Annotated in this window: 13 protein-coding genes and 1 pseudogene; 9 read left to right on the top strand and 5 right to left on the bottom strand. The window is 57.7% G+C overall.

The window, feature by feature from the left end; genetic code table 11:
• Positions 1–226 precede the first annotated feature (226 nt).
• From ELQ88_RS21890 to ELQ88_RS21865, 6 genes are all read left to right on the top strand, one after another.
• Positions 227–826 carry a DUF4157 domain-containing protein gene (locus tag ELQ88_RS21890; protein WP_138967688.1) on the top strand — a complete coding sequence of 200 codons (600 nt, stop codon included), beginning with the start codon at positions 227–229 and terminating at the stop codon, positions 824–826.
• A gap of 106 nt (positions 827–932) precedes the next feature.
• Positions 933–2036 (top strand): polyamine ABC transporter substrate-binding protein, encoded by a 1104-nt coding sequence (locus tag ELQ88_RS21885; protein WP_128871661.1) that lies wholly within the window; start codon positions 933–935, stop codon positions 2034–2036.
• A 30-nt stretch (positions 2037–2066) separates the two neighbouring features.
• A complete protein-coding gene (locus ELQ88_RS21880; RefSeq protein ID WP_138967686.1) occupies positions 2067–3485 on the top strand; it encodes an aminotransferase in 1419 nt (472 codons plus the stop codon).
• Positions 3482–4390, top strand: a complete 909-nt coding sequence (locus tag ELQ88_RS21875) for a helix-turn-helix transcriptional regulator (RefSeq protein WP_128871663.1) — start codon at positions 3482–3484, stop codon at positions 4388–4390. The genes ELQ88_RS21880 and ELQ88_RS21875 overlap by 4 nt, the downstream gene beginning before the upstream one ends.
• A 435-nt stretch (positions 4391–4825) precedes the next feature.
• Complete coding sequence (locus ELQ88_RS21870; protein ID WP_138967684.1) at positions 4826–5566, top strand: AzlC family ABC transporter permease; 741 nt, start codon at positions 4826–4828, stop codon at positions 5564–5566.
• Positions 5563–5889 (top strand): AzlD domain-containing protein, encoded by a 327-nt coding sequence (locus tag ELQ88_RS21865; protein WP_138967682.1) that lies wholly within the window; start codon positions 5563–5565, stop codon positions 5887–5889. The genes ELQ88_RS21870 and ELQ88_RS21865 overlap by 4 nt, the downstream gene beginning before the upstream one ends.
• A gap of 837 nt (positions 5890–6726) precedes the next feature.
• Here ELQ88_RS21865 and ELQ88_RS21860 read toward each other — a convergent pair.
• The 3 genes from ELQ88_RS21860 to ELQ88_RS21850 form a co-directional block, all read right to left on the bottom strand.
• Positions 6727–7164, bottom strand: a complete 438-nt coding sequence (locus ELQ88_RS21860; protein WP_128871666.1) for an HIT domain-containing protein — start codon at positions 7162–7164, stop codon at positions 6727–6729.
• Between the two features lie 490 nt (positions 7165–7654).
• Complete coding sequence (locus ELQ88_RS21855; protein WP_138967676.1) at positions 7655–8848, bottom strand: Fic family protein; 1194 nt, start codon at positions 8846–8848, stop codon at positions 7655–7657.
• Positions 8849–9092: 244 nt separating this feature from the next.
• Entirely contained in the window at positions 9093–9365 is a 273-nt protein-coding gene (locus ELQ88_RS21850; protein ID WP_138967674.1) for a hypothetical protein, read from the bottom strand.
• Positions 9366–9807: 442 nt separating this feature from the next.
• Here ELQ88_RS21850 and ELQ88_RS21840 point away from each other — a divergent pair, with 442 nt between their 5' ends.
• Together ELQ88_RS21840 and ELQ88_RS34775 are read left to right on the top strand one after the other, a co-directional pair.
• The gene (locus tag ELQ88_RS21840) at positions 9808–11166 is read left to right on the top strand and encodes an MATE family efflux transporter (RefSeq protein WP_138967670.1); all 1359 of its coding nucleotides are present in this window, start codon (positions 9808–9810) and stop codon (positions 11164–11166) included.
• A gap of 114 nt (positions 11167–11280) precedes the next feature.
• Positions 11281–11511: pseudogene (locus tag ELQ88_RS34775) on the top strand (phosphoribosyltransferase); the annotation flags it as partial.
• A gap of 6 nt (positions 11512–11517) precedes the next feature.
• Here ELQ88_RS34775 and ELQ88_RS21830 read toward each other — a convergent pair.
• The gene (locus ELQ88_RS21830) at positions 11518–12060 is read right to left on the bottom strand and encodes a YdcF family protein (protein WP_138967668.1); all 543 of its coding nucleotides are present in this window, start codon (positions 12058–12060) and stop codon (positions 11518–11520) included.
• Positions 12061–12603: 543 nt separating this feature from the next.
• Between ELQ88_RS21830 and ELQ88_RS21825 the strand changes: the two genes are divergently transcribed.
• Positions 12604–14007 carry an MFS transporter gene (locus ELQ88_RS21825; protein WP_128870886.1) on the top strand — a complete coding sequence of 468 codons (1404 nt, stop codon included), beginning with the start codon at positions 12604–12606 and terminating at the stop codon, positions 14005–14007.
• On the opposite strand, the gene ELQ88_RS21820 is transcribed toward ELQ88_RS21825, so the two are convergent.
• The gene (locus ELQ88_RS21820) at positions 13994–14569 is read right to left on the bottom strand and encodes a DUF1097 domain-containing protein (RefSeq protein ID WP_228761546.1); all 576 of its coding nucleotides are present in this window, start codon (positions 14567–14569) and stop codon (positions 13994–13996) included. The two genes, ELQ88_RS21825 and ELQ88_RS21820, sit on opposite strands and share 14 nt — an antisense overlap.
• Positions 14570–14637: the final 68 nt, after the last annotated feature.

Below are 14637 nucleotides of genomic sequence, written 5' to 3'. Positions count from 1 at the left end.
TACGCGCCCCGCCTACGCAGGGTCCGCGGTGGCAGACAGGTTTGGCGAAAGCGTATTGATGCCCATGAAGCGCCGCACTCGCTGTCCTTCGGCATCGCAGCGTATGGTGTCAGGTGCGGTGTCCAGTTGGATATTGCCGTTCTAGAATCTGTAAGCTCAAATGAATACTTCAGGCTTTCGTCAACAGATAGCTAGCTGTCTAATCGCGCTGTACCCGGAGCGCCCAATGTCGCCCATCACCACGCGCCTGGTGGCGCTGTCGGTTCTTTGCCTGACCCTTGAAGTGCCAGCCCAGCCCAACGTCTGTCCGGCTGGCGAGAAACCAGTGTGCCTGGACAGCTGCATCTGCCTGCCAGACCTGGGGCCGCTGCACGACCCCCTGCCTGATGGCATCTTCCAGGTCGCGGCTCCGGCCCTGGCGCTGTGGCTGACCCAAGCCCGCGCCGAAGCCGCCAGCGCCGGCACCCAACCCGTTCCACCGCACATCCGCGAGCAACTGCTGCGCTGGTACGCCCCCGGCGTCCTCGATACCGCGCGCTACAAAATCAGCGACAACGGTCAATTCAGCACCGCCACGGCCATGCTGCAAAACCCCGATGTCGGTGCCGTGACGCTGATCGACATCATCCTGTTCCGGGACGTTCAAGCCGCAGAACAGGACCTCGCGCTCTGGGCTCACGAACTCAAGCATGTGCAGCAGTATCAGGAATGGGGGGTAGCAGGATTTGCCCAGCGCTATACCCAGGATTTCAATGCGGTGGAGGCCCCGGCCTATGCCGTACAGGTCGAGGTCCGGCGGTGGGTGCGGGAAGGGGCGAAACGGTAAAACGGCGCACACACCCATTCGGGGTATGGCGCCGTTCGGCCAATCGCTCAATAGTAGGTTCAACCGGTCATCCAGAACCGGCTTCGCTTGCTAAGGTGAATTTGCTATGCGCAAGGCCCTCATGGTGATTACCAGTCTATTGCTTGCACCGCTGACACTGAACGCTCACGCCGCCGACGTGGACGGCAGCAAAACGCTGCGGCTTTATAACTGGGCCGATTACATCGGCGAAAAAACCATTGCCGATTTTGAGAAGGCTTCCGGCATCAAAGTGATTTACGACACGTTTGATGCCTATGAAACGGTGCAGGCGAAGTTGCTCACCGGCCACTCCGGTTACGACCTGGTGGTACTGAACGCCTCCCTCGTTCCGCCACTGATCAAAGCCAAGGTGTTCCAGCCCCTGGATAAAAAGTTACTGCCAGGCTGGACCAACCTTGACCCGAAAGTCTTGCAGGACTTGCAGGGATTTGACGCCGGCACCGTGTACTCCGCACCCTATACCTGGGGCAGTAACGGCATCACTTATAACGTCGACAAGATAAAGGAACGCATGCCGGACGCGCCGATCGGTTCGCTGGCGATGATCTTTGATCCGAAAATCGTTTCGCGCTTCGCCGATTGCGGCGTCACCCTGGTCGATGCGCCCACCGAAGTCATTCCACTGGCCCTGAAGTATCTGGGACGCGACCCGCGAAGTGCCGCGCCAGAAGACCTGAAAGCCGCGCAAGAGTTGCTGTTGTCGGTGCGGCCGTACATCCGCAAATTCGACTCGGTCAATTACCTGACCAGCCTGCCCAATGGTGATGTGTGCATGGCAATGACCTGGTCTGGCGATTACGCGACCGCCATGGCCCGTGCCGAAGAAGCCAAACTGAAAATCAAACTGGCCTATTTCATCCCTGCGGAAGGCTCGTTGATCTGGTTCGACAACATGTACATCCCGGCCGATGCGCCTCACGTCGTCAATGCCCACAAGTTTCTCGATTACTTGATGCAGCCCCAGGTCATGGCGGACGTGACGGACTACATCCACTACGCCAACAGCAACGCGGCGGCGACGCCATTGCTCAGTGCCGACGTGCGCAATAACCCGGCGATTTATCCCGATGACGAAACCCGTCAGCGCCTGTTTCCGCAAAAAACCCAGGACGCGAAAGACATGCGCGCCATGACGCGCGTCTGGAGCACGGTAAAAAGCGGCATCTGATCATTCAACCCTTTGGTTTGAGGTTTTGGTATGGCTACTCCTGCTAAGAACGTATTGTCCGCGGCCGATGAATCCCGTCTGGTCAAAGCCGACAAAGCCCATTACATGCACGGCTATCACGTGTTCGATGAGCACAGCGAACAAGGTTCCCTGAACATCGTGGCGGGTGAGGGCGCCTATATTTACGACACTCAGGGCAACCGCTTCCTGGATGCGGTCGGTGGCATGTGGTGCACGAACATCGGACTGGGCCGTGAGGAAATGGCGCTGGCGATTGCTGACCAGGTGCGCCAGCTGGCCTATTCGAATCCGTTTTCCGACATGTCCAATAACGTCGCCATCGAACTGTGCGAAAAACTCGCCAGCCTGGCCCCAGGCGACCTCGATCATGTGTTCCTGACCACCGGCGGCTCCACGGCCGTGGACACCGCGTACCGGCTGATTCAGTACTATCAGAACTGCCGTGGCAAAACGGACAAGAAGCACATCATCGCTCGCTTCAACGCCTATCACGGCTCGACTACGCTGACGATGTCGATCGGCAACAAGGCCGCCGACCGCGTGCCGGAATTCGATTACGCCAACGACTGCATTCATCACGTCTCCAACCCCAATCCGTACCGCGCCCCGGACGGCATGGATGAAGCGCAATTCCTCGAGTTTCTGATCAAGGAGTTCGAGGACAAGATTCTGAGCATCGGCGCGGACAAGGTCGCAGGCTTCTTTGCCGAGCCGATCATGGGCTCCGGCGGCGTGATCATTCCGCCCCAGGGTTATCTGAAACGCATGTGGGACGTCTGCCAGCGCTACGACATTCTGTTTGTCGCCGATGAAGTGGTGACGTCGTTCGGTCGGTTGGGCAAGTTCTTCGCCTCCTATGACGTGTTCGATGTACAGCCTGACATCATCACCACGGCCAAGGGGCTGACGTCTGCTTATCTGCCGCTGGGCGCCTGCATTTTTTCCGACCGCATCTGGAAAGTCATTGCCGAGCCGGGCAAGGGCCGCTGCTTCACCCACGGTTTCACCTACAGCGGTCATCCGGTGTGCTGCACCGCGGCGCTGAAAAATATCGAGATCATCGAGCGGGAAAAACTGCTGGAACATGTCGACGTGGTGGGCGCGTACCTTGAGGAGCGGCTGTCGACGCTCAGGGACTTGCCATTGGTGGGCGACGTGCGTTGTCAGAAACTCATGGCTTGCGTGGAGTTCGTGGCCGACAAACGCACCAAGGCGTTGTTTGCCGACGAGATCAACATTGGCGAAATGATTCACTCTCGAGCGCAGGCCCGAGGCCTGCTGGTGCGGCCGATCATGCACCTCAACGTAATGTCGCCGCCGCTGATTCTGTCCTGCGCCCAGGTTGATGAAATCGTCGAGACTTTGCGCACTTGTATCCTTGAGGTGGCGGCTGAGCTAGAGCAAAGCGGCCAGTATTTCGGCCAATGAGTGCTTCAAGGCTGCGGTTACCAAATGCCGGTTCACCCGCTAGACTGCGCGGCATGAGCAAACCAGACGACGCTGCACTGATCGCTTTGTCCTTCGGGGCATTACATAAATGGCATCGCGACATGCGCGAGGCATTCGCGCATATCGACACGCTCGATGCCCTGCAATATCTGGCGTCGGCGTTTGGGCATCTGGTGTCCATCGAATCGGTTTTGATCAGCCTGGAACACAAGGACCGTGCACCACAGTTGCTGTATCAGCGTGGCATTCCGGAAAAATATCGTGAGTCGATCATCGACCGCTATTTTTCGGGTGGCTACTTGCTTGATCCGTTTTGCCTGGCGGTAGAGCAGGGATTGGCTGAAGGATTTTATCACTTGGAGGAAATAGCCCCGGACAACTTCTTCGAGAGTGAGTACTACAAAACTTACTACTTGAAAGCGGGTAGCTCCGAAGACAGTTTTTATATTGTCGATACGGTGAATGACTCGCAGATTTCAGTGAGCCTGTTTCAAGGCTTCGGTGGCGAGGCGCTCAAGGCGGAGCAACTCAATTTACTGCGGGCCGTCGAACCGCTGGTGCGGGAATTCCTCAGTGAGTTTGGCCCGCGTGGCCTGCACAAGAGTGGCGCAATACAGGCCGATGTCGAAGCGACGGTGCATGATGATTTCAAACAACGTTTGCAGGGCGCCTTTGAGAACTTTGGTCGCGAGCTGTTGACCGAGCGCGAGCGCGAGGTCGCGCACATGGTGCTCCGCGGGCACTCCGTGAAGTCCACCGCCAGCCAGTTCGGTATTTCGCCAGAAACGGTGCGCATGCACCGCAAAGGTCTTTATTTGAAGCTGAAAGTTAATTCTCAGGCGGAGTTGTTTGCACTGTTTTTCGAGTGGTTGCGAACGAACTAAGTTATTACCCATCAGCGTATCCCAATAACAATAAGGTTGCCTTGTTCAGGCAAACGACCCCATCCCTGGGGGAGCGGACGCACGTCGCGCACAGCAGGCGCCGAAAGCGGTTTAAGGGTTGGCCACACACGCATCGCCAACCCGATCCCCTGTAGGAGCTGGCTTGCCAGCGAAGAGGCCCTTCCAGCCGACATAATTGTTGGCTGAAAGGACGCCTTCGCTGGCAAGCCAGCTCCTACACAGGTTTTTTGGTGGTCAGGAACCCATCCGGCTCCGGGCCCACACCCTACCGCACGATGGGCGGCGGACCCTGGGCCAGGCAATGGTCTGCGTAGATGGCTTGCAATAACTCCAGCTTATCCTGTATCCAGTTTCAGAGCGGTCGGCGTACGGTCAACCGAATCGGCGGCTCGAACAAAAATACAAGGAGGCGAAATGCCGTACCGATCAGGAAGGGAAGCGTTCATGCAAGGTGTCCGGGCGCTGATGCCATTGAGTCCCGGCGTCGTGCCTTTCGGCTTGCTGACAGGGGTCATGGCGATCGACATGGGCCTGTCGCCGGGCACGACCATGGGCATGACGCTGCTGTTCTACTCCGGATCCGCGCAGATGGTCGCCCTGCAACTGCTCCATACGGGCATCATGCCGCTGGCGATTGTGGTCACCGCGCTGGTCATCAATTTGCGCTTCATCATGTACAGCGCGTCACTGGCCCCCTCTCTGCACCACTTGCCCCGACGCTGGACGTGGCCGTTGTCCTACGTACTTTCGGACCAGTCCTACGCGCTGTGCAGTCTCAAGCTGGCCTCAGGCGAACTGGGGCCATTTGCTCACTACTACTATGCCGGCACCGCCGTTGCCATGTGGCTGTCCTGGCAATTATCGGTATTGGCGGGCATTTATCTGGGCGCGAGCATCCCCGAGACCTGGTCATTGGGCTTTGCCATACCGCTTTCCTTCCTCGCGCTTCTGGTGCCCGGCCTGCGTAGCGCGGCAACCCTGGGCGCCGCCACGGTCGGCGGGCTGCTCGCCGCGATTGCGGTCGATATGCCGTACAACCTTGGCCTGGTCACCGCTTCCATCGGCGGTGTCATCGCGGGTCTGCTGATCGAGAGTGTTCGCAAACGCCCATTGAGCGGGGCGTCGACCCCTGACGTCGAGAGGGAGACGCCATGAGTGAACTAGCCTTGTGGGGACTGTTCCTGGCGGTCGGCCTGGGAACCTTCGCCATGCGTCTGTCCTTTGTCGAACTATATGGCCGGTTGCGCATCCCGTCGGTGCTGAGACGGGCCTTGCTGTACGTACCGGCCAGTGTGCTGGCGGCCCTGGTGCTGCCCGCCGTGGTGTACCCCAACGGGCAGGGTGAGTTCGTGTTGAGTAACCCGCAGATACCGGCGGCCATTATTGCGGCGTGGGTTGCCTGGCAGACTCGCAATACGATGCTGACGCTGGCGGTTGGGATGGGGGGGTTGTGGTTATTCAAGTATTTGGGGATGTAAGGCGGCCATGTGCCGTCGCTATGGCCCGCTGCGCAGAACCGGAACGGAGTCTCTCGACGGTGCGTGTACCGCAACCGCCAATCATTCAGCGCACGCGTACCCCTGTAGGAGCTGTCGAGCGAAGCGAGGCTGCGATCTTTTGATCTTGCTTCGCTTTGGCTTCAGATTGCTGCCCATTTGACGATGGTCAGGGCGGCATAACGCGCTGCAGCCTTCCGCGTTGGACGGGTATCGACTCAAAGTAGACGGTTCCGCCAAGGCGCAGAGTCTGGACGATTCGTATTGGCTAATCATTAACTCATCTAAACCAAAAGGACGAGTCGATAATCGTGCTCTGCCCCTTCTCACCGAGTTACGTGAATCCTCTAGTGCCTGTCTGCCTTGTTTGCGTTGTCGGCATTGAGCAAAAGCCAACCAAGCACCGCAGCACCCACCAGCGGCCATCCCATGGTAAAGATGCGTGATGTAAGTGATCCCCCTGATGCACATATCAAGCCTACACAGGCCACAGTCCCGCAGAGCAGCCCTGACCACGCAAAGCCTGACCAGACTGGAGACGCGTTTGACAGCAGAAAGTGATAGTACAGCTTCAATCCCGTTATGACCCCGACCCATCCTAATGCCAAGTAGACAGCCATTCTCAAGTGAATCATGACGCTGTACGTGGACGTGTCATGTTCTATGAAAATAAACGAATGCAACTTCACAAGCGCTATCAGACTGAAAAAGGTGTGTGCAACCGTGCAGGGAAAGATAACGAAAATGCCCAATGCACGAATTGAAATTTTTCTGATTGAAATTGAGAAAGTCATGTCGAGTTGCTCTTATATCGTCGTCTTAGCTCGATGCAGCCAATAACTGAGCAATCCTGTTACGCAAATCGCCATGTGCTTGCTCAGCGTAGGGGGTAGCTGTCTTCCAGTCATAGAACCATACGGGCATCTTGCGATTTTCTTCCGGCTCTGAAGAGTAGCGAGGGAAAATGTGGCAATGCAGCTCCGGTTCTGAATTCCCTAAAATCTCGTAGTTCATACGAAGTGCCCCGGTTGCTTGTAATACCGCGTCGCCGATTCGGGCCATGTCCAGTAGGTATGTCGCTCTGGCCTCTGCATCCAGATCGTTCAGGCTTGGGACGACAGGGTCGGGCAATAATAGGCAGTAACCAGGCAGAAATTGCACGTCACCCATGACCGCCCAACCCGACTTCATTCGGCAAATTACTTTATCGTTAGCTCCTTTGCGTGCTAGCGCTACACGTTGCGATATCAGAGGCATGCGCAGTCCTTGGTTTTGTTGTGGTACCGACGGCTTCCGAGTTGAGTCTGAGGCAGACTGGCGGATGCAGCAGGTGTAATAAACAACCTTTTGAAATACGGATGATGCTCGGTGAGACGGCTGGAAATTGAGAGCGCTCCGCCAGTTTCAAAGTAATAATCCGTTGTTCGTCCCCGTTGTTCGATAGGTGAAGCGCCGAATCAAATGATGGGGGTTGATCGGGACTGCAGGTCTACAAACCTGATCGCCGGATGGGCGATGTGTGGACTATAAGAGTTATCGCTTCATGGGCGATATGAGCGATTTCCGAGGTTGTTGTAGGACCGATATGGAATGTAGGCAGGACGTTGGGATGTGCCGCAGAAAATGCCGCTTGGTGAGTCGGTTTCGAAAGCAGGCATCGCTCACGCTTATCCAAATATCGAAACAGGCGCACATTACTCTCCAAGGTCACAGCGGCCGGCTTCGAGGGCGAGTGTACTGGTGTGGACTATTGAAACCGTCGATGTAAATCCGGAAAAATATCTTGGGCAAACCAGGCGGGCAGGCCGGGTGTGACGATCCGGGATTTAGGCGTTCGACTTTCCACCAAACCGACTTTGACCAATCGCGAAAGCTCATCGATTGCCAAGCGTGAGGAGAGGCCGGTAAAGGTCTTTATTTCGTTGCGCGGCAGGCTTCCTTGGGTGATTAGCGCAACGATTGCTGGCGCACTTTCCGGGCGAATGCCTTGTTGTTGAAGTTTCTCGTTGTAGCGAAACGCGCGTATCACGCGCTCTCGAAGCTGGGATGGGTTCACGGCTGCGGTCATGTAATCGACCTGATCGTGACAAACCTGCAGCATGAACTCGATGAATTCGAAATAGCGTCGCTGAGACAGCTGGCCTCGTCCATCCAGATCACCCTCTCTTCGGCGGTCCGCCATTGTCAGAGCGCTGTAGTAACTCTGATGCTGCCTTGCAAGGCCACGTGACAGTGACCAGAGCGTTGGCTTAAGCCCCAGACTCACTAATTGCAGGTGAGTGACCAACCGAGCAACCCGACCATTCCCGTCGGCAAAGGGGTGAACCCAGGCGAGGCGATGATGGTAGGCAAGCGCAGAAATGAGCTGGCGGCGCGGGTCTGTCTGCCGGCCGAAGCCTGCCTGAAGGTGCTGAAGCATACCGTCTACAGCTGAAGCGTCCGGTGCGTCATGATTACCCACGACGACGTTCTGGCCTGTACCGGATCGCAGGGTGCCGGGCTGCATGATTGAGCCATCTGACAGCGTCCGTTCCGTGTCACTGGCTCCCCGAAAAAGCCGGTTGTGTGCAGTGCTCACGAGCTCAGGTGCAAACATGTCACCCCAGGCGAACGGCGCACGCAGACGCAATGACCGTTCGAACAATGCTTGCACTGCCATCTGTTCAACCGCCAGGTTTTTAAGCTGTTTGCGGTCTTTGACCGGCGCCGCTTGCGCTCTTTGCATATCGGCGGGCTCGGTGTATTGCCCTTCGATCAGGTTCGAATAGTACGTATTGGTGATTTGCAGGAGACGGCCGAGGCGTGCAGCGGTTTCAGGCGGCAGGCGCCCGGCTAGAAACTGTGTCTTTCTGGGCAACGCGTCCGCGAGCGCAATGATTGACGGCGGCAATGCGTCAGGGAGAATCGGGTCGAGCCAGGATTTTGATGTGATCAGGGGCATACCGGTCTGTACCGTGCAAAAATTCTGCACATTTTATTTCACATTCTGGCTTGATGAACAAGCGCTAATTTACTGGCCTGCAGAGGTTTTTAAGGCTATTTAAACGAAATTTTCTGCACATTTTATTTCACATTTTTTTTGTGCGATGACTTCGGTCAATGGGTTCACGAAAGGATCCTTCAAACGCGTTTGCACACAAATCGCAATTGCAGAAACAGGCGCCCATTGAGGCGCCCGTTTTTACTTACTCCTTCGCCTGTGCTCGCAAGCGTCGTCCGATCACGTCCATCAAGTCACAGCCGTCGCGTAACGGAATGGCCAACAGCTTAGAAAAGTCCTTCAACACCACCGTGTCGCAACCTAGCTCGGCGCGAAAGGCGATGTTTTCCAGCACCTGCGTAACCGTCCGTATGCGGTAATCAGCGGCGGCTTGTAGAACGTCGAGGGGGGCTTGGGTGTCGATGAGCAGGGAGGCCGGGATCAGGTCGATTCCGGTGAGGGGGATGTATCGATTCATTTGAAGATCTCTGTTTGATTGGCTCAAGGCCGTCACTCAGTCGTCGCCAAACGATTGGGTGGCAGCTGTGCGCAGGTTGGCGAACCGGCACAGAGAACACCGGCAGACCCGAAGGTCTCCCGCGCACAGCCGCCATAACAGCGGCTTTGCGGGTGCGACGACCCCTGCAATAAAGCCTGGAGCCCTCGCATTCTCTGTGGTCAGGTCGCCAAACCTGAATCGCCATTGTGGGCGACGGGGCGGACTATAAGCTTCATCGGATCGGCGGGCAAGGTTAGGGATTCCGAGGTTTGCGTAGGAACTATTAGGGTCGTCCTAGGACCGTTACGCCACGATGCTCGGGATCGAAGTCACCTCCCGAGGCGTCCATTTAACTTTGTTCGTCGCCGCTAACGCTATCCTCTAGAATCCCAACCCCGCAGTCGAGACGGACCTCCACCCAATGCAAACCCCGACCACCCAACATCCCCTCTGGAAAACCTACCTGCTTTTCCTCGCCCCCATGGTCCTCTCCAATTTCCTCCAATCCATGTCGGGCACCATCAACAGCATCTACATCGGCCAGATGCTCGGTACCCAGGCCCTGGCTGCCGTCTCCGGGATGTTTCCGATCGTGTTCTTCTTCATCGCCCAGGTCATCGGCCTCGGCGCGGGTGCGGGGGTACTCATCGGTCAAGCCTGGGGGGCGCGTGAACAACATCTGGTGAAAACCATCGCCGGCACCACGCTGCTCCTGGGCGCAATGATCGGTCTGGTAGCGGCAATATTGGGCAGCGTTTTCGCAAGACCCGCCCTGCAAGGCCTCGGCACGCCGGCCGACGTGCTGGACGACGCCGTGGCCTATGCCCAGGTGATGATGTGGATCATGCCGTCTCTGCTGGTCTACGTGTTGTTCACCCAACTGTTGCGCGGGGTGAGCGATACGGTGTCGCCGCTGATCGCGTTGCTGGTGTCGACCTGCATCGGCCTGGCGCTGACGCCGGCGTTGATTCGCGGTTGGCTGGGGTTGCCGATGATGGGGATTCAGAGTGCGGCGTATGCGGGGTTGGTGGGTAACCTGTCGGCGATGGCGTGGCTGGCATGGCGCTTGATCAGCAAGGGGCATCCGTTGGCGCCGGATCGGCAGATGTTTGCGGCGATGCGCCTGGACCTGGTGATTCTCGGCAAGGTGTTGCGCATCGGGTTGCCGACCGGGTTGCAGATGGTGGTGTTGTCGATGTCGGAGCTGGTGATTCTGGCGCTGGTGAATCAGCACGGTTCCCAGGCGACGGCGGCGTATGGGGCGGTGACGCAGATCGTCAATTATGTGCAGTTCCCGGCGTTGTCGATTGCGATCACGGCGTCGATCCTGGGTGCCCAGGCGATCGGGGCAGGGCGCATCGAGCGCATCGGGCCGATTCTGCGCACGGGGTTGTTGATCAACGTGTGCCTGACTGGCGGGTTGGTGGTGTTGGGTTATCTGTTGTCGCACTGGTTGCTGGGGTTGTTCCTCACGGATGACATCACTCGTGCGAAGGCCGAGCATCTGTTGCACATCATGCTCTGGAGCCTGTTGGTGTTCGGCTTCCAGGCGATCATCGGCGGCATCATGCGTGCCAGCGGATCGGTGTTGGTGCCGATGGCGATTTCGATTTTCTGCGTGGTCGGGGTGCAGTTGCCGGTGGCGTATGTGATGGACGGGCACTTCGGATTGCAGGGCGTGTGGATGGCATTTCCGGTGGCGTACCTGGGGATGCTGGTGTTGCAGACGGCGTATTACAAGATGGTCTGGCAGCATCAGAAAATTGAGCGGTTGGTGTAGGAGGCATCGCAAACAGGGCTAATTGACTTACCGGCTTCAAAAAATACGGAAACGTCTTACACACCCATCAGAAGCGTCCTATTTAAACCCTGGCCGCCATCGTAAAAGCTTCCGAGCCCGTCGCGCATCGTCGTCGCCGTGCCGGTGGGGCCGATCGAGACGGTGGAGGCGTTGCGCCGTGAGGTGGATGAGCTGATCTGTCCCGTCGTACCGGATTGGTTCATGTCGATAGGCCATTGGTACATGGATCTTTCCCAGACTTCGGATGCAGAGGTCGTCACGCTGTTGCAGCGGGCCTGGCAGAGAGAGGCCGATCTCGCTCAACAGCCTCCCGGTCTTGAGTGACCAGGCTCAGCGCCCTTGCCGGACCGGGGCATCGGGATGGGGGTGCAGGACCTCACCGATCATGACGCCTCCTTGCGCGACGAGGCGCTCCATCGCAACCACCTCGTGTTTGCCGATGGCGTCGTCCGGATTCGTCGAGTCGTCTGCGGCAAAAAAATCAACTCGGGCAGTTGGATCAAGACATTCAAATATGTAGCGGCAACGCTTCAGATGAGAGCTCGAGGTGACTACCCCGTAGTCCGCACAACCGCGTTTGCGCGCAAAGGCGATGATCATCCAAACGTCTTCCACCGTATTGGCGCTAAGCAGGTCGGCGGGTGTCGCTCTGTCAATCGCTGCGCCTCGAATGAACAAGCACTGGTGCACCAGCTCGCGGTGTGGCGTGTTGGACATGTTGAAATGATCGCCGAACCCGCCCGTCGCCAGGAGCACGACATCGGGCTGCATTTGCTGCAATTGGACCGCTCGCTCAATTCGTCCGATGGACATGGGTGAAAGCTCGCCATCGGCGCTGTTGGGGGAGGCAAGAATGAATACCGGTTTTTTCATTTCAGTTCACCCTTCAGCGTGTGGCAGCGGCGGTTGACGCAGGATTAGGGGATTCAGTTGCAGCCATGAGATTCGCAGCTGCCCAAGGGGCACATGCCTGGATCGCTTTTACAGCCTAGCCTTCATCCACACGAGGCGCGTTGTCGTACAACGTTGCTTCATATCCCTTGTCCTTACACTTGGAAATCAAAGGATTGTCAGCGCTCAGTGAGCGCAAAATTGCCATATGTACCGGACCCTTTGAGACGAGCGGCGGTTGTTTCAGATTGACAGCCAGGTACTAAATTCGATATAAAAAAGCCTAGTTGTACGACGACAGACGAATCATTCGGCTGTTCATCTCTAAAAATAAAAAGTGTCGACCTCTCATGAATTCAGCCCGCTTGTCCACGTCCCGCAATGCCCCCTCCAATGGTTCGAATCCTGGCTGCTTGCCGCGCCATACAGCCGGCCTGTTGCAGCGTTTTGCCGATGCTCCTCGAGTCAATTGATCTCGCTTGAAACCGAGCAATCATCAGCATAATCCAACAATAAAGTGATGCTATGAATCTGAACGAGCCCCACATCCCGCAACGAGTCGGCCAGGCTGTCGGCAACTATCGCTGGACCATTTGCGCGCTGTTGTTTTTTGCCACCACCGTCAATTACCTGGATCGCCAGGTCCTGAGTCTGTTGGCGCCGGATCTGTCGACGCAATTTGGCTGGAGCAATACCGATTACGCCAACATCGCCTCCGTCTTTCAGTTTGTGTATGCGATTTCCATGCTGTTTGCCGGTCGCGTGGTCGACAAGATCGGCACCAAGACCGCCTATGTACTGGCGATCGGCATCTGGTCGACCGGCGCGATCATGCACGCCTTTGCGGTACCGATGGGCGAGGGGATCGGCGCCCTGAGCAGCGCGTTGGGCCTTGCCGTCATCCCGGTCTCGATTGCCGGCTTCATGCTGGCGCGCGCCGTGCTGGCGATCGGTGAGGCGGGCAACTTCCCGATCGCGATCAAGGCCACCGCCGAATACTTCCCGAAGAAGGAGCGCTCCTTCGCCACCGGTATCTTCAATTCCGGGGCCAATGTCGGCGCGATCCTGGCGCCGATCTGCGTGCCGCTGATTGCCGCCCTGTGGGGCTGGGAAGCGGCGTTCATCGTGATCGGTGCGTTGGGCTTTGTCTGGGTGGCGGTATGGATCGCGCTGTACGAAAAACCGGAGCAGCAAAAACGCCTGTCGGCGCCGGAGCTGGCCTACATCCGCAGCGATCAGGGTGCGCAAGCGCTCGCCGGCACCGACTCGGCTGCCGCCGCTAAAAAAGTATCGTGGTTCAAGCTGCTGACCTACCGCCAGACCTGGGCCTTTGCCTTCGGCAAATTCATGACCGACGGCGTGTGGTGGTTCTTCCTGTTCTGGCTGCCGACCTACCTGTCGGCGCAATACGGCATGAAGGGCCAGGCCATCGTGTTGCCGCTGGCAGTGTTGTACACCATGACCATGGTGGGCAGCATCGGCGGTGGCTGGTTCCCCAGCTACTTCATGGCACGCGGCGACGCGCCGTATGACGGTCGCATGAAAGCCATGCTGGTGATCGCACTCTTCCCGCTGCTGGTGTTGCTGGCTCAGCCATTGGGCTACATCAGTTTCTGGGTGCCGGTCCTGCTGATCGGCGTGGGCGCCTCGGCGCACCAGGCGTGGTCGTGCAATATCTTCACGACCGTGTCCGATATGTTCCCGCAAAAATCCATTGCTTCGGTGGTCGGCATCGGTGGCATGGCGGGCGGCTTGGGCGGCGTTGCGATGACCAAGTTAGGCGGTTGGGTGTTCGACTATTACAAAACGATCAACGATATCCATACCGGCTACATGATCATGTTTGCCATCTGTGCGCTGGCCTACCTGGTGGCGTGGAGCGTGATGAAGGTGCTGGTGCCGCGCCATAAGGAAATCACCGATCTGTAGGGCGGGCGCCTCGATCTGGTGAGCCATGATCGCAGCCTTCAACTGCCGCGGGCGGGGTCGATGCCTGCTCATGGATATGGCCCCGATTGACCTCCTGCCCGCTCCAGCGTTTCTTCACCAGGCTGGCCAATAGCCCGGCAATGACGCCCAGCGTAGAGGCCGTTGACAGCTCGACAAAGGTTTCGAGCGTCGGCGGCAGCTGCGAGGCGAAGTAGCCGACCAGGCCCAGGAAGGAAGCCAGCACATTATTGATCAAGGGCAGCACTTGCAGGGACAGCACGACCAGCGTCACCACCAGCACCAGCAGGGTGATGCTCCAGGCGCCGAGGTGAGGCGCCAGTGCGGCACCGGCCACGCCGGCCACGATGCCAATGGCCAGGCCGATGAGCACACAGGCCAGATTGATCGCCCCGTCACGCGCCGTGACGCCGCGGGTAAAAAAAGCGATCCATCCAATGAACATGGCCCAGACCGGGGCGTCAATCAGCAGCGCACAGACGGTAGCCGCGAGGCAGGCCACAATCGACTCGCCGAAAATGGCCTTGAATTGATTGATGCTCATGGATTGGCTCATTGCAATGTCACCTTATCGTTGGTTTGTAGAGGGAAGCCATCGGGTGTCGTCTTGCC

The organism is Pseudomonas sp. MPC6 (assembly GCF_006094435.1).
Lineage (GTDB): Bacteria > Pseudomonadota > Gammaproteobacteria > Pseudomonadales > Pseudomonadaceae > Aquipseudomonas.
Note: the sequence above shows the minus strand (reverse complement) of the source record. Positions and strands in the feature narration are given on the sequence as shown.